This window comes from Faecalibacter sp., assembly GCF_057177045.1.
Map to the genome: position 1 here is coordinate 867,083 of NZ_CM169987.1, position 19,840 is coordinate 886,922.

15 protein-coding genes and 1 pseudogene are annotated in these 19,840 nt (G+C 32.4%); 11 read left to right on the forward strand and 5 right to left on the reverse strand.

Going from position 1 to position 19,840, the window contains the following annotated elements:
* Positions 1-36: 36 nt before the first annotated feature.
* Positions 37-5,256, forward strand: coding sequence for a translocation/assembly module TamB domain-containing protein (locus AC1QSP_RS03990; protein WP_484079893.1), 5,220 nt, complete (start codon positions 37-39; stop codon positions 5,254-5,256).
* Positions 5,256-7,604: a translocation and assembly module lipoprotein TamL gene (gene tamL / locus AC1QSP_RS03995; protein ID WP_484079894.1), complete on the forward strand. Its 2,349-nt coding sequence runs from the start codon at positions 5,256-5,258 to the stop codon at positions 7,602-7,604. Before AC1QSP_RS03990 ends, tamL begins: the two co-directional genes overlap by 1 nt.
* Positions 7,605-7,636: 32 nt before the next feature.
* Here tamL and AC1QSP_RS04000 read toward each other — a convergent pair whose 3' ends face one another.
* Positions 7,637-8,374: a DUF2911 domain-containing protein gene (locus tag AC1QSP_RS04000; protein ID WP_484079895.1), complete on the reverse strand. Its 738-nt coding sequence runs from the start codon at positions 8,372-8,374 to the stop codon at positions 7,637-7,639.
* Positions 8,375-8,377: 3 nt separating this feature from the next.
* Positions 8,378-8,545: a C1orf53 family protein gene (locus AC1QSP_RS04005; RefSeq protein ID WP_323674057.1), complete on the reverse strand. Its 168-nt coding sequence runs from the start codon at positions 8,543-8,545 to the stop codon at positions 8,378-8,380.
* Positions 8,546-8,655: 110 nt separating this feature from the next.
* Between AC1QSP_RS04005 and AC1QSP_RS04010 the strand changes: the two genes are divergently transcribed.
* From AC1QSP_RS04010 to AC1QSP_RS04025, 4 genes are all read left to right on the forward strand, one after another.
* Positions 8,656-8,985 carry a hypothetical protein gene (locus tag AC1QSP_RS04010; protein WP_484079896.1) on the forward strand — a complete coding sequence of 110 codons (330 nt, stop codon included), beginning with the start codon at positions 8,656-8,658 and terminating at the stop codon, positions 8,983-8,985.
* The gene (locus AC1QSP_RS04015) at positions 8,985-9,902 is read left to right on the forward strand and encodes a 1-aminocyclopropane-1-carboxylate deaminase/D-cysteine desulfhydrase (RefSeq protein WP_484079897.1); all 918 of its coding nucleotides are present in this window, start codon (positions 8,985-8,987) and stop codon (positions 9,900-9,902) included. Before AC1QSP_RS04010 ends, AC1QSP_RS04015 begins: the two co-directional genes overlap by 1 nt.
* Positions 9,899-11,014: a glucosaminidase domain-containing protein gene (locus AC1QSP_RS04020; protein ID WP_484079898.1), complete on the forward strand. Its 1,116-nt coding sequence runs from the start codon at positions 9,899-9,901 to the stop codon at positions 11,012-11,014. Before AC1QSP_RS04015 ends, AC1QSP_RS04020 begins: the two co-directional genes overlap by 4 nt.
* A gap of 76 nt (positions 11,015-11,090) precedes the next feature.
* Positions 11,091-12,005 carry a MerR family transcriptional regulator gene (locus AC1QSP_RS04025; protein ID WP_484079899.1) on the forward strand — a complete coding sequence of 305 codons (915 nt, stop codon included), beginning with the start codon at positions 11,091-11,093 and terminating at the stop codon, positions 12,003-12,005.
* Between the two features lie 14 nt (positions 12,006-12,019).
* On the opposite strand, the gene AC1QSP_RS04030 is transcribed toward AC1QSP_RS04025, so the two are convergent.
* Positions 12,020-12,907, reverse strand: coding sequence for a GNAT family N-acetyltransferase (locus AC1QSP_RS04030; protein ID WP_322969611.1), 888 nt, complete (start codon positions 12,905-12,907; stop codon positions 12,020-12,022).
* An 83-nt stretch (positions 12,908-12,990) separates the two neighbouring features.
* Between AC1QSP_RS04030 and kbl the strand changes: the two genes are divergently transcribed.
* From kbl to AC1QSP_RS04055, 5 genes are all read left to right on the forward strand, one after another.
* Positions 12,991-14,190 carry a glycine C-acetyltransferase gene (gene kbl / locus AC1QSP_RS04035; protein ID WP_484079900.1) on the forward strand — a complete coding sequence of 400 codons (1,200 nt, stop codon included), beginning with the start codon at positions 12,991-12,993 and terminating at the stop codon, positions 14,188-14,190.
* Positions 14,191-14,260: 70 nt separating this feature from the next.
* Entirely contained in the window at positions 14,261-14,743 is a 483-nt protein-coding gene (locus AC1QSP_RS04040; RefSeq protein WP_484079901.1) for a hypothetical protein, read from the forward strand.
* Entirely contained in the window at positions 14,743-15,267 is a 525-nt protein-coding gene (locus AC1QSP_RS04045) for a toxin-antitoxin system YwqK family antitoxin (protein ID WP_484079902.1), read from the forward strand. Before AC1QSP_RS04040 ends, AC1QSP_RS04045 begins: the two co-directional genes overlap by 1 nt.
* A gap of 61 nt (positions 15,268-15,328) precedes the next feature.
* A complete protein-coding gene (locus AC1QSP_RS04050) occupies positions 15,329-18,037 on the forward strand; it encodes a PD-(D/E)XK nuclease family protein (protein ID WP_484079903.1) in 2,709 nt (902 codons plus the stop codon).
* Between the two features lie 139 nt (positions 18,038-18,176).
* The gene (locus AC1QSP_RS04055) at positions 18,177-19,442 is read left to right on the forward strand and encodes a dicarboxylate/amino acid:cation symporter (protein WP_484079904.1); all 1,266 of its coding nucleotides are present in this window, start codon (positions 18,177-18,179) and stop codon (positions 19,440-19,442) included.
* A 74-nt stretch (positions 19,443-19,516) separates the two neighbouring features.
* Here AC1QSP_RS04055 and AC1QSP_RS04060 read toward each other — a convergent pair.
* Positions 19,517-19,672: pseudogene (locus AC1QSP_RS04060) on the reverse strand (GNAT family N-acetyltransferase); the annotation flags it as partial.
* Between the two features lie 12 nt (positions 19,673-19,684).
* Entirely contained in the window at positions 19,685-19,834 is a 150-nt protein-coding gene (locus tag AC1QSP_RS04065; RefSeq protein WP_484079905.1) for a GNAT family N-acetyltransferase, read from the reverse strand.
* Positions 19,835-19,840 lie beyond the last annotated feature (6 nt).

The following is a 19,840-nucleotide window of genomic DNA, read 5'->3' on the forward strand; positions in this document are numbered from 1 at the left end:
AAAACGAACTAATTGAAATTCAACGTTAAAAAAATAATGAAACGATTGGGCATTGTAATTCTATGCCTTATTGTTCTATTAACTTTACTTATTTTCAGTTTAAGACTACCTGCTGTTCAAAATTTTATCAAGGATAAATTAATTGTTTATTTAGAAAATAAAATCAAAACAGACGTTGAACTTGAACGAGTATATATTGATTTTCCGAACAGTTTAGTGATGGAAAATTTGTATTTACAAGGGGAAGATATTGATACTCTTTTATTTGCTAAAAAATTAGATGTAGGATTAGATCTTTTACAGCTTATTAATAATAAAGCCGATTTAAAGTCAATTGATTTAGAAGGAACTACGGCAAATATTGTCCGTCGCAAAGATGGGTCTTTTAATTTTGATTATATCATCAATGCTTTTGTAACTGAAGAAAAAGAAGCCACTGAATCCAAACCTTTTATTATTTCACTGGATAAAATCAAATTAAAAAATATTCAAGCAAACTTTATCGATCAACAAGCTGGAAATTCTATAAAAGCATTTATCGGAAATTTTGATACACGGGTCAAAAAATTCGATTTGCAAGAAAATACGTATGCCATTGACAAGATTATGTTAAATGAGTTTCGTCTTCAATTAAAGCAAGACTTAGTTCAAGAGATTGCACAAAAAGTCGACGAAAAAGTCGATTCATTAAGTCAACAAAAACCTATGCAAATTCAATTGGGAGAAATTGATTTGTCCAAAATTGATATAGATTATGGTGATGATAATTCAGGGATGTATGCCAAATTAAAATTTGATCAACTCCAAACGCAAATTAAAACGATTGATCTTCAAAAAAACAATTATGCCGTTGGAGATATTCGCTTGCATGGATTAGATTTAGATTTTAATCAAAAAGTCGTTCAAGATCTACAACAAGTTTCAAATAACGTTGATTCAAAACCATCATCTGAACCAATAAAATTAGCTTTAGGTAAAATTAATCTGAATGATATTAAGATCAATTATGGTGATGCTAAAAGTAAAACCTATGCGAAAGTTAATCTGGATGAACTTGAAACTAAAATAAACGCCCTGGATTTAGCGCAAAACAAATATGATATTGAAGATATTCTTTTAAAAAATGCGACAATTGATGCCAATTTATTTTTAGATCAATCTGCATCCAATAATGAGTCGAATTCTGCAACAACTACTCCCCTACAGGTTCTATTAAACCAAGCTTCTTTAGAAAATGTAAAGGTGAAGTATAATAATACTGCAACACAACAAACTAATCGCGGAATGGATTTTAATCATTTGGATTTTTCCCAAATTGCTTTAGAATTACGCGATTTTAAAATGATGGATAATGCCATCAGTGGTCGAGTAAAAAGTGCTGAAATTAAGGAGGAAAGTGGTTTACATGTTCAAGAATTTCGAACTGAATTTTTATATGCTGCACAAGAAGCTCATCTCAAAAAATTGTATTTAAAAACACCACGAACACTTTTACGCGATGAGGTCATCGTAAATTATCAATCGTTAGATGAATTGGCTAAACGACCTGAAAATGCTATGATTCGTGCTAACATTAAAAATTCACGTATTGGATTTGCCGATATTCTTACATTGGTTCCTGATCTAAGAAATACCACACCTTTCAAGACCTATCCAAATGAAATCTTAGAAGTAAATACAAAAATCAACGGAAGCATCAATGATTTAAAGATTTCATATTTACAAGTAAAAGGCTTTGATGATTTGCATATAAATGCTTCTGGCATAGTGAAAAATGCAATGGATATGGATCGTCTAAATTACGATTTGAACATTAAGGATTTTTCGACCTCATCTAAAACAATTTATAAATTATTACCTCAAAATACAATTCCTAATAACATTCGAATTCCTTCTCGTTTAGCCATAAAAGGAAAAGCTAAAGGAACATTAGAGAATATTAATACCCAAGCACAAATTACTTCAACGTTAGGAAATGCGACTATTGATGCACAGTTGGATATGCGTAAAAAAGATACAGAGAAATATCAAATTGCAGCTGATGTTTCGCATTTAGATATTGGGACATTAATTAGCAATAATCAAGTAGGTAAAATTACAGGTACGCTACATGCAAAAGGGCAAAGTTTCGACTTAAATCAAGCGGTAGCACAAGTATCTGGAAATATTCAATCGGCTCAATTCAACAAATACAATTATCAAAATGTAAAATTAGAGGCTAAAATCAATCAAGGAGCATTTGATGCACATGTCGTTTCGAATGATAAGAATGCTCAACTGAATTTAGTGGCACAAGGCGAGTATAAAACCGATTTAAAAGATGTAAAATTATCCGGGACTGTAGATAAAATGGATTTGAATGAATTGGGATTTTATGATTCACCTTTAGCAATAGCAGGCGAAGTTGATGCCAATTTCGACGATTTAAATATTGATGCCTTAAATGGACAACTTTATCTTAAAAACTTTGCAATAGCGGATGATAAAGGTGTTCTTCCATTAAGCGAAATTAGTTTGGTTGCCATCTCTACTGCAGATTCCAATCAACTTCAAATCAAATCACAAGTTGCAGATGCGGAAATGAAAGGTAAATTTAAATTGACGCAAATCGCTTCAGCTTTAACACAAACCTTAAATCAATATTATCATTTCCAAAAGGATACCAATACAACTGCTATTGAACCTCATCAATATTTTACATTCAATGCCCAAATCAAAGATGATGATTTAATCCGCAAATTTTTACCGGAATTAACTCGTTTTGATAATATTACATTGAATGGAAAATATGACGCCGATTCTCAACAGATTTTCATCAACGGTGAAATTCCAAAAATTGTATATGGCGAAAATCAGATTGAAAATGGAGTTTTAACCATGTCAAATTCCGATGGACAATTGAATTATCAACTGAAAGTGGGAACATTAAACAATGAAAGTTTCAAATTAAATAAAATTGATTTGAATGGAGATATCGCCAATAATTCGATTAACGTTAATGCTTCAACGAAGGACGAAAAAGATCAAACGCAATTTTTAGTCGCTGCACAAGTCAATAGTTTAAAGGATTTAACCCAAATTCATCTGAAACCAAATGGGCTCATTTTAAATTATGATCAATGGCAAGTGAGTGAAGAAAATAGCATTAACCTACTTGCGAATGGTTTTGTTGCCAATGATTTTCAAATTTCCAATGGAGAAAGTCAAATTATCGTTAATTCAGAGTCAAATAGTCCTTCAAGTCCATTAAATATTGAAATCAAAGATTTTAAAATTGAAACCATTACTGAATTAATCAAAAAACAAGATCTTCCCGCTGCAGGAATTATTAATGGTACCGCTCAAATTCGAGACCTTAATACCAATATGACATTTAATGCCGATATCAACGTCACTGATCTTGAAGCATTTGGTCAACCTGTTGGAAACGTTACAGCCAAACTATTAAATTCTTCTGCAGAGAATATCAATGCCGATGTCAAATTAACGGGGAATAATAATGATTTGTCTTTGGTGGGAAATTATAATACCAAAGCGAGTGCATTTGATATGGATTTAAACATTCATCGACTAGAAATGAATACCATTCAAGGTTTTACCATGAATATGATTCATGATACAGAAGGACACATTTCAGGTCAATTGGATATAAAAGGATCTATAGACGAACCTCAAATTCGAGGTCAAATGAAATTCAATCAAGTAGGTTTAACACTAAAAGAATATGGAAGTAATTTTCGTAATATCGATGACGCAATTGATTTTACTTCAAAAGGCATAGAATTCAATCGCTTCCGAATCAATGATAATGATGGAAATACATTAACGTTGAATGGTGACATTTTAACGAAAAATTATTCAGATTTTGACTTTGATTTAACGGCAAATGGTCGTGATTTTAAGGTCATTAACTCTGAAGAATCAGCCGATGCACTAACGTATGGTGTTTTAGCAGTGAATGCTAATCTACAAATTAAAGGTAATCTCGATTTACCGGTAGTGAGTGGAACATTAGCTGTAACAGATGAAACAAATTTCACCTTTGTTTTACCACAATCGAATCCATCGTTAGAAGAACGAGAAGGAATCGTAGAATTTATTGATCAAGATAAAATTGCATTACAAGAAACAATCACTGAGAAAGAATTAAAAGCTGAATCGCGCATCAAAGGTTTCGATGTCAGTGTAAACATCGAAATTGATAAAGAAGCTAAAACGTCAATTGTAATTGATAAGGCGAATGGAGATTTCGTAGAGTTACAAGGAGAAGCAGAATTGACTGGAGGAATGGATCCTTCGGGGAAAATAACATTAGTTGGAGTGTATCAAGTCGAAAAAGGAGCCTATGAAATGTCGGTAAGCTTATTGAAACGTCGATTTGACATTCAAAAAGGAAGTACCATTACTTGGACTGGAGAACCTACAACTGCTACATTAGATATTACTGCCATTTATCAAACCAATGCGGCTCCGATTGATTTAATCGAGCAACAATTAACAGGTTTATCTGCTTCAGAAACTAATATGTACAAACAACGAATTCCTTTTAATACCAATTTAATATTGAAAGGTGAATTATTAAAACCTGAAATTTCATTTGATATTACCTTAAATGAGGATAATCCATCCATTGCAACAGCAGTGATTGACAATACCAAATCCAAACTAGATCAATTGCGAAACGATGAAGCTGAAATGAATAAGCAGGTCATTTCGTTATTGTTATTGAATCGTTTTATAGGCGAAAATCCGTTCCAAAGTCAATCGGGGATATCTGCAGAAACCATGGCTAAACAAAGTGTAAGTAATATTGTTTCTCAACAATTAAACAATCTTGCCGCGGACTTAATTACAGGCGTTGATATTGATTTTGGATTAAACACGGATGATGATTATTCAACAGGATCAAAAAATACAAGGACCGATCTAAATGTTGCGGTGAGTAAACGTCTTTTGGATGACCGACTAAAAGTATCAATCGGTAGTAATTTTGGATTAGAAGGTGACGCTCGAGAAAATGAAAACATGACCAACATTGCTGGAGATATTAGTGTTGATTATAGTTTATCACGCGATGGACGTTATATGATTAGAGCTTATCGTAAAAATGAATATCAAGTCGCTTTACAAGGTCAAATTATTGAAACAGGTGTAGGTTTTATCATCACCTTAGATTATGATCATTTCAAAGAAATTTTTGAAAAAAGAAAACGCAACCGTACATACCGTAAAATGAACGCAACTGAATCGAAATAATGAAAAAGAATCCAAATATATACCCTTCACTACTCCTTGGAACTTCTCTTCTATTGGGATTTTCGTCTTGTAGCAATACCAAATTTCTTAAAGAAGGTGAACAGTTGTACACTGGCGCATCTTTAGAAATCAAAGGAGATTCAATTTCTAAGAGCAAAAAGAAAGAACTTAAATCACAATTAGAAGAAAATATTCGCCCGAAACCTAACAGTAGTTTTTTAGGTCTTCGTCCGAAATTATACATTTATAACATCACCAAAGAACCGAAATCCAATAAAGGACTACGCCATTGGTTAAAATATAAAATCGGTGAAAAACCGGTACTTTTTCAAAGTGTAGATACTAACTTTAATGAAGAATTGTTAGAAAATTATGCTGAAAATAAAGGGTATTTTAATGCAAGAGCTACAAGTGATACGATAACGAATGGAAAAAAAGTAAAAGTAAAGTATCAATTGGAACCGAAACAACAATACAAAATTCGTAACGTTGAATTTCCTCAAGATACCATCGATCCCGTAAATATTGCTTTAAAAACAACAGCAAGACGTTCACTCCTTCGTAAAGGTCGTCCATTTGATTTGGATGTAATAAAACAAGAACGAGAGCGTATTGATAGTCGTTTAAAAGAAATGGGATATTTCTACTTTCATCCTGATAATATTATTGTTCAAGCGGATAGCACGGTAAGCAATACAACGGAAGTGGATTTATTCGTCAAATTAAAAGAAAATACACCTGAATTAGCGAAAAAAGCATATACCATAGATAAGGTTGTGGTTTTCCCGGATTATAATATTCGGGATGTCCGTCGAGGATTGTATCAAATTCCGATGTCAAATGACTCTTTAACACCCTATGATAAAGGCGATTTCTATATGATTGAACCCAACAATACGTTCAAACCTAAAGTATTTGATCGGGTGTTATATTTTAAAAAAGGCGACCTATACAATCGAAAAGATCATAATTTGACTTTAAATCGTTTAACAAACTTAGGTGTTTTTAAATTTGTAAAAAATGATTTTGTTATTTCAGATAGTGTCAACCAAAAATTTGACGCGTATTACTTGCTGACCCCAAGAGAAATACAATCTTTACGATTAGAAGTATTGGGGCGTACGAATTCTGCAAACTATGGTGGTGGTGAAATCAATTTAAACTGGACCAACCGAAACTTTTTTAAAGGTGCCGAACAATTAAAAACTTCTTTATACGGAGCATTTGATGTCCAATTAGGAGGCCCTAAGGACGCAAATAATATTTTTAGAGCAGGGATCAAAACCCAATTAACATTTCCACGAATTATAGCTCCTTTCCGTTTTAATTCATCGAGTGCATTTTTACCCCGAACGAATGTTGAGCTTGGGTATGAATATCAAAACAGAACAAAATTATATACGTTGCACAATTTCAACGCATCATTTGGATATTTATGGAAAGAAAATGCGCGCAAAGAACATGATTTAAAAGTAATTGATATTACATTAGTATCACCTGAAAAAGTAACGGATGAATATTATAACCAAATCTATGATCAAGAAGGAAATATACTTAACCCTTCTCTTAAACGTGTCGTGGATAAACAATTGATATTTGGGCCAACGTATGCGTATACTTATACCAATACCATGTTACCGAAACGAAATACAATGTATTACCGTGGTATGCTTGATTTGTCAGGAAATTTAACCGGCTTAATTTCAGGAGCAAATGCAAAAAAAGATAATCAAAAAGAAATATTTAAAATCCCCTTCAGTCAATATGTAAAAACTGAACACGATTTTAGATATTATTATCGCATTAACCGAAATTCTTCATTTGCTGCACGCTTTATAGGTGGTATTGCCCTACCCTATGGGAATTCAGAAAATATCCCATTTTCTAAACAATTCTTTGTAGGAGGAAGTAACAGTGTCCGAGCATTCCGTGCTCGTGCATTAGGTCCAGGAAGTTATGATCCCCGTACACAAAATGCTAATTTCTATTTTGACCAATCGGGAGATATTAAATTGGAATTAAATGCCGAATATCGCCTTAAATTATTTAGCTTTTTTAATATGGCATTCTTTGCGGATGCTGGAAACATCTGGTTAATTAATGAAGATGAAACCCGTCCAGGCGGGAAATTTTCGAAAGATTTTCTCGATGAAATAGCCGTAGGAGCTGGTATTGGATTTCGATTTGACTTTAACATCTTAATCTTCCGATTAGATGTTGCTACACCAATCCGAGTTCCATATTATGAGAAAGGAAATCGTTGGGCATTTGATGAAATCAAAATATCGGACAAAAAATGGCGTAAAGACAATTTGATTTTTAACATCGCCATTGGATATCCATTCTAAGCAAAAAGCCACGGTACTCGTGGCTTTTTACTTTATTTTTTCTTTAAATCTTGATCAATTTTAGTTTTTAAATCAATGAAATGCTGTGGGGCTTTCGGATCTTTAGCAATGGCTTTATTGATCCATTCTTGTGCCTTCTTTAAATCCAACTGATTTGAATAATAATAATTTGCTGCACCATAAAAATCCCGAGCAGATGATTGGTCGTTCAATTGCGTCTGAATATTTTGCATAGCAATTTGTTGTGTAGGTACATCAATTTTAAGCGCTACTTTGGTATTTTCCCAAGCAAGATACATTTTGGCATTGTTTACAGTTACCTCATCAAATCCAATCGTAAAACTTTCTACTTTTTCAGAAATTTTCTGAACAGGAACTTTTACAGTTAATGCAATTAAATCCTTATTCCAATCTTTTGGATTCCCCCAGTTATCAGTTTTCTTATAAAAGTATACTTCCCAAGAAGCATCTGATGGTAAGGTATAAATAGAATATTCTCCTTTTACCAATGGTTTTCCTTCAATTAAAACATCAGTATCAAATTGAATAACCGTATTATTATTAGCTCCTGTTCTCCATACTTGACCAAAAGGAACGATTCCACCAAACGCTGTACGCTGATTAAGGTTAGGACGAAAATAATCAACCTCAACTTTCGTATATCCAATCGTTTGTTCGATTTCTGATTTTGAACTGACTTGTGGAAATTGGATTTGTGCAAATCCAAACCCCGCCATTAATAAAGTAAATAATGTTACTTTTCCTTTCATATTTTATGTATTTTTCTTTTTAATTAATCCTGTTTTCTTGTCAAATCCATAAGGACAATGTTTGCAACCACTTTTACAACAATACCCTCTCCGCTTCAAATATTGAGCGGTAAATATGCGAAAACCTTCCGGGGATAAATAATAATCTCCTTCTTCAAATTTGCTCACCACATGATTTTTATACGTCTAATTTACGATTTAATCCTCAAAAAAGAGGACTCATAGGAACTAAATTTGGTTTATTAAATTTGATTAATTTTGTACTTCTTAAAACGCTTGATATGTTTGTAATTGCCTTACAATGGTTGTTCAGAAAAAATTTCGTCGGTATGGCGATATTCCCATTTATTCTTCTTCGAAATAAAGAAGACAAAAACGATATGCATTTGGTGCATCATGAACGCATACATATCATTCAACAAATTGAACTTTTAGTGATTCCTTTTTTTATATGGTATGGCTTTGAATATATCTATCGATTAATTCAGTATAAATTTGATGGACATAAAGCCTATCGTAACCTGAGTTTTGAACGTGAAGCTTATGCCAACGAACATGATTTGGAATACCTAAAAAAACGTAAATTTTATTCTTTTCTAAATTACTTATAATGGAATGGACGGCGACAAAAAGTATTATTCAGCCCATTGAACTGCCTCTTTTAGAAAAGAAAAGAATACACCTCTCAATTTTAAGAGAAGATTTACTACATCCTGAAATTTCTGGAAATAAATACCGAAAACTCAAATACAATATCCTTCATGCTCAATCTTTAGGATATCGTAAAATTTTAACTTTTGGTGGAGCTTTTTCTAACCATATTGCAGCTACAGCAAAAGCGGCTGCACTGAATAATTTAGAAGCAATAGGAATTATACGCGGAGAAGAACTTGAGCATCGCATAGACGAAAATCCAACGTTACGATTTGCTCGCCAAAATGGAATGCAATTTCGTTTTATTTCTCGAGAAACCTACCGGCAAAAAGATTCTATGGAATTCGTACATCAACTTCAAGTGGATTATCCTGATTATTACATTATACCTGAAGGAGGTACAAATGAATTAGCCATAAGAGGTTGTGAAGAGATCCTAAACGAGGAAACCAATTCATTTGATTATATTTGCAGTGCGATTGGTACCGCTGGTACAATTACAGGAATTATTAATTCAAAAGCTCAGAATCAAATGGTTTTGGGATTTTCTGCTTTAAAAAATATTGATTTTGAAGCAGAAATTTGTAAATTAACCTCTCATAAAGGTTATCAAATCATCAATGACTATCATTTTGGAGGATATGCTAAAATAAAAGATGACTTAATCGAATGGATCAATAGATTCAAAGACCATACAGGAATTTCTTTAGACCCAATTTATACCGGTAAAATGATGTATGGCATTTTTGATTTGATCCAAAATGATTATTTCGAATTTAACTCGTCCATATTAGCTATCCACACGGGTGGTTTACAAGGTATTGAAGGAATCAATCAGCAATTAATTAAAAAAAACAAAACGATTATAAAATGAGAATATTCCTATTCTTTTTTAGTCTTTTGACTTCAATGACAATTTATGCGCAAGAAAGTCGCGATATCACGTATATTCGAAATCATGCGTTGTATGCCGTACAAGAAATGCATTTGTACAAAGTTCCAGCTAGCATCACTTTAGCACAAGGTTTATTAGAAACAGGTGGAGGACAAAGCCGATTAGCTGAACATGCCAACAATCATTTTGGAATTAAATGTAAATCCGAGAATGAATGGCCTTCTCATAAACCTCGCATTTATCATGATGATGATGCCCGTGGAGAATGTTTTAGAAGTTACAAAAATGTACAAGAAAGTTACCGAGACCACTCCGAATTTTTAGCATTACGCCCGTATTATAAAGCTTTATTTCATTTGGATATGAAAGATTATAAAGCTTGGGCACATGGATTAAAAAAAGCGGGATATGCAACCGATCCAAGCTATGCGAATAAACTTATCTCTCGCATTGAAAAATACAACCTTGATCAATTTGATCATATTTCGGAAGATGAGGTATATGCTAAATTATATTTGCTTTATTCGAACGAACAAGATAAACATTTAGCAAGAAACTCTTCTAAAATCATTTCTGAAACCAAACGTGTAACAGAAAGAACGCCCAATCAAACTACCATTTCGCGTACAGTTATTAAAGAAGATAAAAATGTACAGTTTGAAGAAAAACAAACAACAACAATAACAAAAACTTCAAACGAGACTCGTCCTTCAATTACCATTGAAACTCGTAAGAAAAATCCTCAATTACGCATCAAACGTCACCCAAATAATATTGCATATGTGGTCGCTGAAGCTGGTGAAACTCTAGGAACATTGGGTAAATTATATAAAAAAACACCTTCTGAATTAGCGAAATACAATGAAATTAAATTAGGGTCTAAAATCAAAGAGGGACAGATTATTTTCTTTGATAAGAAAAAACCTAAGGGTTCTCAAAGTACTTATCGTGCCAATGCAGGAGATGATATGTATACCATTTCCCAAAAATTTGGAATCAAAATTTCAAACTTGTACAAATACAATAATATGAATCCTGGAGATCAACCCAAACAAGGTCAAAACATCTATTTACGCTCCAAAAAAGGATAATGAATATTAAATATTTAAAATCGTCATTAGAAATGGCGATTTTTTTTTATATTTAATAACGACCAAATACCACAATATGAATCGGTTTACTTTGAATCAATTGAGTTATTTATCGGGAATTCCTGATAAAACCATTATTTTTTGGATTAAACGTTATAACGTATTTTCTGACGTAACAAAAGAAACAGCCAATGAAGTTAAGTATTCAGTCAATCATCTGAATCGTTTAATTAATATTTCTACGCTTTTCCATTTGGATAAAAAATACGCCTTAGAAACCATTTGTCATTGGGAAGATGAGCAATTGCAAATCAAAAATGAAATTGAATTAATGGGAAATTTAATTTCGAAGAAGTTAAACGAAGATGTAATCAATCAATTGGTATCATCCTCTTTAACTTATAATGAAAAACGATTTAATCTCATTATAGACACCGCGTTAAAAAAGTTAACGCTTTCTGATTTTTACAATTTCATTATATATCCATTCCTTTTACGAATCTATGATATGTTTCAAGGATCGGATGAAAAGCCCGTACAATTTTATTACATGAAAAATTTACTGAAACGTAAATTTTATCATCTAATTAATTTAGAAGCCTCAGTTGTTGATAAAAAATGCAAGGTTCTACTCTTCTTACCTGAAAATGAATTCAATGAAATCGGAATTTTATTTGCCAATTTATTGTTGAAACAAAATGGATTTGAAACCTATTATATCGGTTTTAATCAAAATGAACGCACCATAAAACAAGCAATTCTGGATTTAAAGCCAGATTTACTTTTAACCTATTTACCTACAAACGAAAATATTAAAAGTTATACTGAAGCCTTTGATTATCTTGCTGATCATCTTGAAAATTTATTGGTGTTAGCCACCCCAAAAAATATGAAATACATCAAAACAAATAAATGTTTGAAAGCTGATTCAGTTGAAGGTTTGAATCAAATCTTAGAACAAATTGAACATAAAAAAACGGAACTTGCATAAGTTCCGTTTAATGCTTATTTTAATTTCTTTTCATAAATATAATCATCCATAACAAATCCATTTCCAATATCAAATGTCTCTGATTTAACATTTTGGAAACGATTTTTTTCATAAAATCGAATGGCTTTTTGATTATTTTTATTCACTGTTAAGTAGATGACCTCTAAGTCATTTTGTATTCCATAATCAATCACATGATTCATCATGACCTGCCCAAGTCCTTTATATTTCGGATCTTGTTTTAAGTAAATTTTTGAAAGGAATAATTTATTTTCCTCAATACGGTAATGAATATAACCCACCGGTTCATTATCCGCTTTTAAAATTTCCCATTGATCACCATTGGCTAGAGCTTCTTTAATTTTATTCGCATCATACATAGAGCTTAACATAAAATCAATCTGTTCTTGTGAAATGATATCTTTATAGCAATCATTCCAAATTTCCTTTGCCAATATCGGAATCCAATGCATATTGGAATCATTCACTCGGTGAAAATGACAGTAAAAATCAGTTTTCACTGGTATCGTCATTTGTATTTTCTGAATCGTTTCAACAACTTCTTGTATAATCGGTTCTTGTTGTAGGATGACTTCCTTTGTCCATTTACGTTTTAAAAAGTTGAAATAAAATACACCAATCAATAAGAACAAGATAATCTCGAAAATGATGGGAATATTTTTTTCAAATAAATATTCGTTTAAAGCGATCGTGTTTGGATTCTTCATATCCAGTTCAACAGGAAATACTTGCATCACCCATAAAATGGCTATGGCAAATGAAAACATAAAAACCGCTGCGACAAACATTCCAACCACTGTTAAAACAGTCTTTAGTTTATTCTTTTTGAAAACACGCGCTAAAAAATAATATTGTAATGAAATTATAATTAGTAAAAACACTTCTCTTTGGATTTATTCAACTACAAATTTAAGTAAAAACTAAGGGAAACAATTATATTTGTAGTAAACAAAAGTGATTTATTATGTATAGCAATAAATTTCAGAACTACTTACAAACCCAATTGAATGATTTAGAAGAACAAGGATTGTTCAAAAAAGAAAGAATCATCGCTTCTCCACAAAGTGCAGAAATCACCTTAGAAAACGGTAAAACATTATTAAATTTTTGTGCCAACAATTATTTAGGATTATCAGATAATGCTGAAGTTATTGCTGCATCACAAAAAATGTTAGATGACCGTGGTTATGGTATGTCATCAGTACGTTTTATTTGTGGTACACAAGATATTCATAAACAATTAGAAAAGAAAATCGCAGATTTCTTAGGCATGGAGGATACTATTCTTTATGCAGCAGCTTTTGATGCCAATGGTGGTGTTTTCGAACCATTATTTACAGAAGAAGATGCGATTATTTCGGATGAGTTAAACCATGCTTCTATTATTGATGGTGTTCGTTTATGTAAAGCTGCACGTTATCGTTATAAAAACAATAATATGGAAGACTTAGAAGCGCAATTGATTGCAGCTTCGGAAAAAGATCATCGTTTTAAAATTATTGTTACCGATGGAGTCTTCTCAATGGATGGAATTGTAGCAAACTTAAAAGGTGTTTGTGATTTAGCAGATAAATATGACGCATTAGTTATGGTTGATGATTCTCACGCCACAGGTTTTATTGGTAAAACAGGTCGTGGAACACATGAGCATAATGATGTCATGGGACGTGTGGATATTATTACGTCTACATTAGGAAAAGCGTTAGGAGGAGCCATGGGTGGATTTACTTCTGGTAAAAAAGAAGTCATTGAAATGTTACGCCAAAAATCTCGTCCTTATTTATTCTCGAATTCATTAGCACCCGGAATTGTAGGAGCAGCTTTACAAGTATTAGACATGTTACAACAAGATACGTCATTACGTGATAAAGTAATGTGGAATGCAGACTATTTCCGTAAAGGAATGGTTGAAGCTGGATTTGACATTCCAGATGGTGATGCGGCAATTGTACCCGTAATGTTATATGATGCTAAATTATCGCAAGTAATGGCAGACAAATTATTAGATGAAGGTGTGTATGTCATTGGATTCTTTTTCCCTGTTGTACCACGCGATAAAGCACGTATTCGAGTTCAATTATCCGCTGCTCATACAAAAGAACAATTAGATCATACCATAGCAGCTTTTACAAAAGTGGGAAAAGAATTAGGAGTAATTCAATAAAAATAATTTTCCATACAATAATACATGAGCGACTAAATATATTTAGTCGCTTTTTTATTATCTTTAGTCCATGTTCTCACAAAATCATTACTTTCAATTCGAAACGACTTTAACAGCTGATGAAGTTCACCAAATATTAGTTGAAAATACTGCAGAAAACACCTTCAGTTTTTTTCAACCTAATAAAGAATTTCAAGGTCAAATCAATAAAGAAACTTTTAGAATAAAAAAAATCTTAAAGTATAAAAATTCATTTAACCCAATAATAATAGGAACGATTAAAAATAGTGTTAACCAAAAAACACAAATTGAATATCAACTCAAATTACCCACTTTTATTGAAATATTTACAATCATTTGGTGCATATTTATGGTGATATTTTTTATTTCAGCTCTTCTAATTGCTCAGCCTATAGCAATTGGTATTGCTGTAATAATCCTACTCTTTGGGTTTTTATTATTTTATTTTTTACCTAAACTAGTAAAAGATACAATTTCTAAAACTTTTGAAAATCTATTTCATACGAATGTAATTCCACAAAAAAATAAATAATGAAACTAAAATTCAATCTATACTTAGGGGTATTTCTTATTACTTCATTGTTACAACTACAAGCCCAATCACACTATCAAGAAATTATTCGCTACGAGAATAAAAAGATTAAATCAGTATTTACATACAATTCGAACCATCAACTTGATGGTGAAACAATTCATTATTATCCCAATGGATTAGAAAAAAGCGTCATCAATTATAAAAATGATAAAGTCGATGGGGAAGTTATGAATTTTTATTCCAATGGAATGACAGAAAGTGTAGGTACTGTGACTCAAGATTTAGCGCACGGCCAATTCGAATATTTTCATGAAAATGGAAAGCCAAAACAAAAAATTGTGTATTATAATAATTTAGTGGTTGGTATTTTGGATTGCTATTTACCGAATGGAGATAAAGTATATTGTGGGGTGATTAACAGTGGAAATGGTTTTATTAACATCTACGATCGTAAAGGTAATGTCGTGGCAAAAGATATTTTTAAAGAAGGTAAAATGGTCGAACGACAGTATGTTGAATAATTTAAGCGTCATACTTTGTCATTCATAACATTTAAATTTACAACCATCTAATTTATAAACCATGTCGCATTTCATAGAAAAAGTAGTCCAAGATTTATTAAGCCAAAAAACCAATTTTCTTCAAACAACACTTGTATTACCGGGAAAACGTCCCATGTTATTCTTTCGTCAAGAATTTCAAAAACAAGCACATACCCTTCTATTACCAAAAATGAGCAGCATTGAAGATTTCATGAGTGAAGTGGCTCAATTGGAAGTGATTTCAGGAATAAATTTATGGTTCAAAGCCTATCAATCGTATAAGAAAGTGGTCGAAAAACCCGATACTTTCGAAGACTTCATCAAATGGGGACCTACTATTTTAAAGGATTTCGACGACATCGATTCAGCTTTAGTTGATCCGAAGAAAATTTTAGATTATTTGGTATCCGTTGAACGAATTGAAAAATGGGGAAAAGATGAAATCTTTGTCAATAAGAACGAAGTCATGCAAAAACACTTATTGTTCTGGCAAATTGTAACACGATTTTATTTCCAATTAAAAGAAGATTTACTCGCTCTAAACCAAGGATATGCTGGATTAGTTTTTCGAATAGCGGCTGACCAAGTGGATCATATGATTGAAAATCATCAACAAAACTATGTTTTTGCTGGATTCAATGCGTTGACAGAAGCTGAACAAAAACTAATATTCACTTTAGAAAAAAATAATATTGCCCAAATTTATTGGGATGCCGATCAATACTATCTGGATAATCCGCAACAAGAAGCGGGAGCATTTATGCGCCGTTACAAAACAAAAGTTAAAGAATGGAAATGGACATTTGATGAATTTTCAAAAGAAAAAAACATTCATGTAACAGGTGTTGCAAAACAAGTGGGACAAGCCAAATACATTTCTGATATCATTGCAAAAATGGATGAAGAGGAGATTAAGAAAACGGCTCTAATCTTAGCCGATGAAGCTATTCTCCCTGCAATTTTAAATGCCTTACCAGCTAATATTTCATATCTAAATATTTCGATGGGTATTCCATTGAAGACAGTTCCTCTAGCTCAATTCTTCAAATCGGTATTTGAATTACAAATGAACCGTGAAAAATTAGGAAAAGGAAAAGCATTTTACTTTAAAAATGTATTACAAATTTTAGAAAACCGAACGCTTTCGCGTTTTAGTACTCCATCTTCACGTGAATTATCGCATACCATTCGTATCAATAACCGAATTTTTAATGCGGAAAAAACATTACAAGAACATTTACACGATAATTTATTCCAAGGATTATTTTTTATTCCAAACTCACTAACAGAATTCGTTCACCAATTAAAAGATTGGACCGAAAACTTAATGAATCATCCTTCTTTAAATGAGGGCAACGATGCCAAGCATCTCCTTTTGAAAGAATATTTGTTTTTCTTCAAAAAAGTATTTGTTCAATTGCATGAAAACCTTACACAAGTGACGGATGTTAAAGATTATCGAACTTTATTCTTATTGTATAATAAAATTGTTCAATCTGAATCCATTGCATTTATCGGTGAACCTCTGAAAGGGTTGCAGCTTATGGGATTATTGGAAACGCGTTTAATTAATTTTGATAACATCATCATGACTTCTGCCAATGATGAGATTTTACCTTTAGGTCGTCAAAATAATACGTTTATTCCATACGATATTCGAAAAGAAATGGGATTAAATACATTCTCTGAAAATGATGCCATCTATGCTTATCACTTTTACCGATTAATGCAGCGCGCTAAAAAGGTACATTTGGTTTACAATACTGAGGCAGATGGAATGGGATCAGGTGAAAAATCACGCTTTATCGCTCAAATGAAATTTGAAAGTTCACATCAGATCCATGAAAATTTTGCTGCACCAAGTTTTAAAACGCAACCGTTAAAAGATATTGTGATTGAGAAAACACCTCAAACCATGGAAAAACTTTGGGCTTGGGCGGATTACGGTATTTCACCTTCTTCCCTATCCACTTACCTTAGAGATCCTTTAGATTTCTATGAGCAACGTGTATTTGGAATCGATGAAGTTGAAGAAGCTGAGGAAATGGTTTCTGCCAAAACTTTAGGAAATATTGTTCATGGCACATTAGAAGAATTATATAAGCCATTTCTTAATCAAATAATGATAGCGAAAGACTTTGATTTGATTCATAAAGTAAAGCACCAAGTGCTTCAGAAATTTTTCAAAGAAGAATACAAAGATGGTCATACCGACCAAGGTCCTAATTATTTGGTGTATAAAATTGCGGAACGAATTGTAAATGGTGTTTTAGATAAAGATAAAAAAACAGCACTAGCATCAGAATTCATACTCTTACAATTGGAAAGTAAATATGAAGTACCATTTCAACTCACAAATGGCAAAATGGTAAAACTTCGTGGAATCATCGACCGTATCGATCAAGTTGACGGACAAATTCGAATCATTGATTATAAAACAGGATATACCAAAGATGTAAAAATCGATTCTGAAAAAGTAAACGTCGTATTTGAAGAGAGTGATAAAGCCAAAGAACTCCAGTTGTCTTTTTACGCCCATTTATTTTATGAGAATCCAAGCTATAGCTCACGTGAGATTGAACTTTGTATCTATCCCATTAAATTCCCGAAAAAGGAATTATTAAAATTAAAATGGGATAAATCAACCATCATCGATCAATCCATTATCGAATTAACTCATGGCCCATTGAGTAACTTAATAGAGGAAATTTTGAATCCTAGTATACCTTTTCAAAAACGAGAGAAGTAAGAAGTACACTAAAATTTTGAACTAATTTATTATTAGTTATTCATTTAAAAATCTCTTCGGATGAAATCGATGGAATTGTAGGGAAATATTGTTAAGGTTATGCAAAAAAACCTTAGTTTTGGTACAAATAAAATTAATAATGAAAAACAATAAACTTTTCATCGCGATTATCATTGCGCTTGTATTAGGTGTTGTTCTTGGAGGATTCGTCCACTACAATACATCGCCGGAATTTATTGCTTCGTTTTCAACGAACATTAAAATCTTAGGTACAGTTTTTATTCGATTAATTCAGATGATTATTGCTCCTTTAGTTTTTTCAACTTTAGTTGTTGGAATTGCCAAAATGGGTGATATGAAAATGGTAGGACGTGTAGGTGGTCGTGCTATGGGTTGGTTCATTACAGCCTCTTTAATGTCTTTATTAATTGGGTTAGTTGTTGTAAATATTACACAACCAGGTGTTGGGCTCGATTTAGTTCCAGATAGCAGCTCAGCCGAAGATTTATTAAAAGCCAAATCAAACCTATCCTTACAACATTTCGTAGAACATATGATTCCGAAATCAGTGTTCGAAGCCTTTTCTACGAATGAGATTTTACAAATTGTTGTTTTCTCTATTTTCTTTGGTGTAGCTCTAGCAGCATTTGGTAAAGAAGGGGAAACTCTTACAAAAGCCTTAGATAAAATTTCACACGTTGTGCTTATCATGGTAGGATACGTGATGTGGACTGCCCCATTAGGAGTTTTAGGTACAATCGCAGCTGCCGTTGCAAACTATGGTTTTGGTATCTTTGCCTTATATCTAAAATATTTAGCAGCATTCACATTAGGAATTTTGTTGTTATGGATGGTTCTATTGATTGTTGGATATTTTATCATTGGTAAACGTTTATTTGACTTATTACGTCACATTAAAGCACCTTTATTAATTGCCTTCTCTACCACTTCATCTGAAGCTGTATTCCCTAAATTAGTGGAAGAATTAGAGAAATTCGGTGCACAAAAGAAAATTATTTCATTTACATTACCTCTTGGATATTCATTCAATTTAGATGGATCGATGATGTATATGACGTTTGCATCCATCTTCATTGCACAAGTATATGGAATTGATATGCCGATCGAGAAACAGTTGCTAATGCTATTGGTTTTAATGTTAACTTCTAAAGGAGTTGCAGGTGTACCAAGAGCTTCATTAATTGTTGTTGTAGCGACTTGTTCTATGTTTGGTATTCCACCAGAAGGTATTGCTTTAATTTTACCAATTGACCACTTCTGTGATATGGCGCGTTCGATGACAAATGTTTTAGGAAATGCGTTATCGACTGTTGCAGTAGATAAATGGGAAGGTCATGTGGCAATTGAACAAGAATTTGTTCATCATGATGATCCAAAAGCTTAAAATTAAAAGAATATATATTATAAAAACCGAGTATTGTACTCGGTTTTTTTTATACAAATCATTTTAATAGCTCCTTATAATTCACTAATCTTTGGAAATGTAGGATCAACGATACGTTTCCATTCTGGATGTTTTTTGATGTATGCAAAAACATAAGGACAGTAAGGATATAGTGTATAATCGTTAGATTCTAAATACATCAATGTTTTCTCGACCAAAGCAGCAGCTACTCCTCTTCCACCTTAGGTTTCAGGAACTTCAGTATGGATTAATTTAATCAACTGATCCTTTTGTTTAAAATCAATAAATGCTATTACACCATCTACTGTCAATTCAAAACGATGCGTCGTATCATTCTTGATTACATCTAAGGCTAAAAATTCTTCTTTCATAGTATT

Excerpts from the sequence above, each read along its gene's own strand:
- AC1QSP_RS04015 (WP_484079897.1), top strand. The coding sequence starts at position 8,985 with ATGGAATGGACGGCGACAAAAAGTATTATTCAGCCCATTGAACTGCCT.
- AC1QSP_RS04055 (WP_484079904.1), top strand. The coding sequence starts at position 18,177 with ATGAAAAACAATAAACTTTTCATCGCGATTATCATTGCGCTTGTATTA.
- AC1QSP_RS04025 (WP_484079899.1), top strand. The coding sequence starts at position 11,091 with ATGAATCGGTTTACTTTGAATCAATTGAGTTATTTATCGGGAATTCCT.
- AC1QSP_RS04000 (WP_484079895.1), bottom strand. The coding sequence starts at position 8,374 with ATGAAAGGAAAAGTAACATTATTTACTTTATTAATGGCGGGGTTTGGA.
- AC1QSP_RS04050 (WP_484079903.1), top strand. The coding sequence starts at position 15,329 with ATGTCGCATTTCATAGAAAAAGTAGTCCAAGATTTATTAAGCCAAAAA.
- AC1QSP_RS04045 (WP_484079902.1), top strand. The coding sequence starts at position 14,743 with ATGAAACTAAAATTCAATCTATACTTAGGGGTATTTCTTATTACTTCA.
- AC1QSP_RS04065 (WP_484079905.1), bottom strand. The coding sequence starts at position 19,834 with ATGAAAGAAGAATTTTTAGCCTTAGATGTAATCAAGAATGATACGACG.
- AC1QSP_RS04010 (WP_484079896.1), top strand. The coding sequence starts at position 8,656 with ATGTTTGTAATTGCCTTACAATGGTTGTTCAGAAAAAATTTCGTCGGT.
- kbl (WP_484079900.1), top strand. The coding sequence starts at position 12,991 with ATGTATAGCAATAAATTTCAGAACTACTTACAAACCCAATTGAATGAT.
- AC1QSP_RS04020 (WP_484079898.1), top strand. The coding sequence starts at position 9,899 with ATGAGAATATTCCTATTCTTTTTTAGTCTTTTGACTTCAATGACAATT.
- AC1QSP_RS03990 (WP_484079893.1), top strand. The coding sequence starts at position 37 with ATGAAACGATTGGGCATTGTAATTCTATGCCTTATTGTTCTATTAACT.
- AC1QSP_RS04040 (WP_484079901.1), top strand. The coding sequence starts at position 14,261 with ATGTTCTCACAAAATCATTACTTTCAATTCGAAACGACTTTAACAGCT.
- tamL (WP_484079894.1), top strand. The coding sequence starts at position 5,256 with ATGAAAAAGAATCCAAATATATACCCTTCACTACTCCTTGGAACTTCT.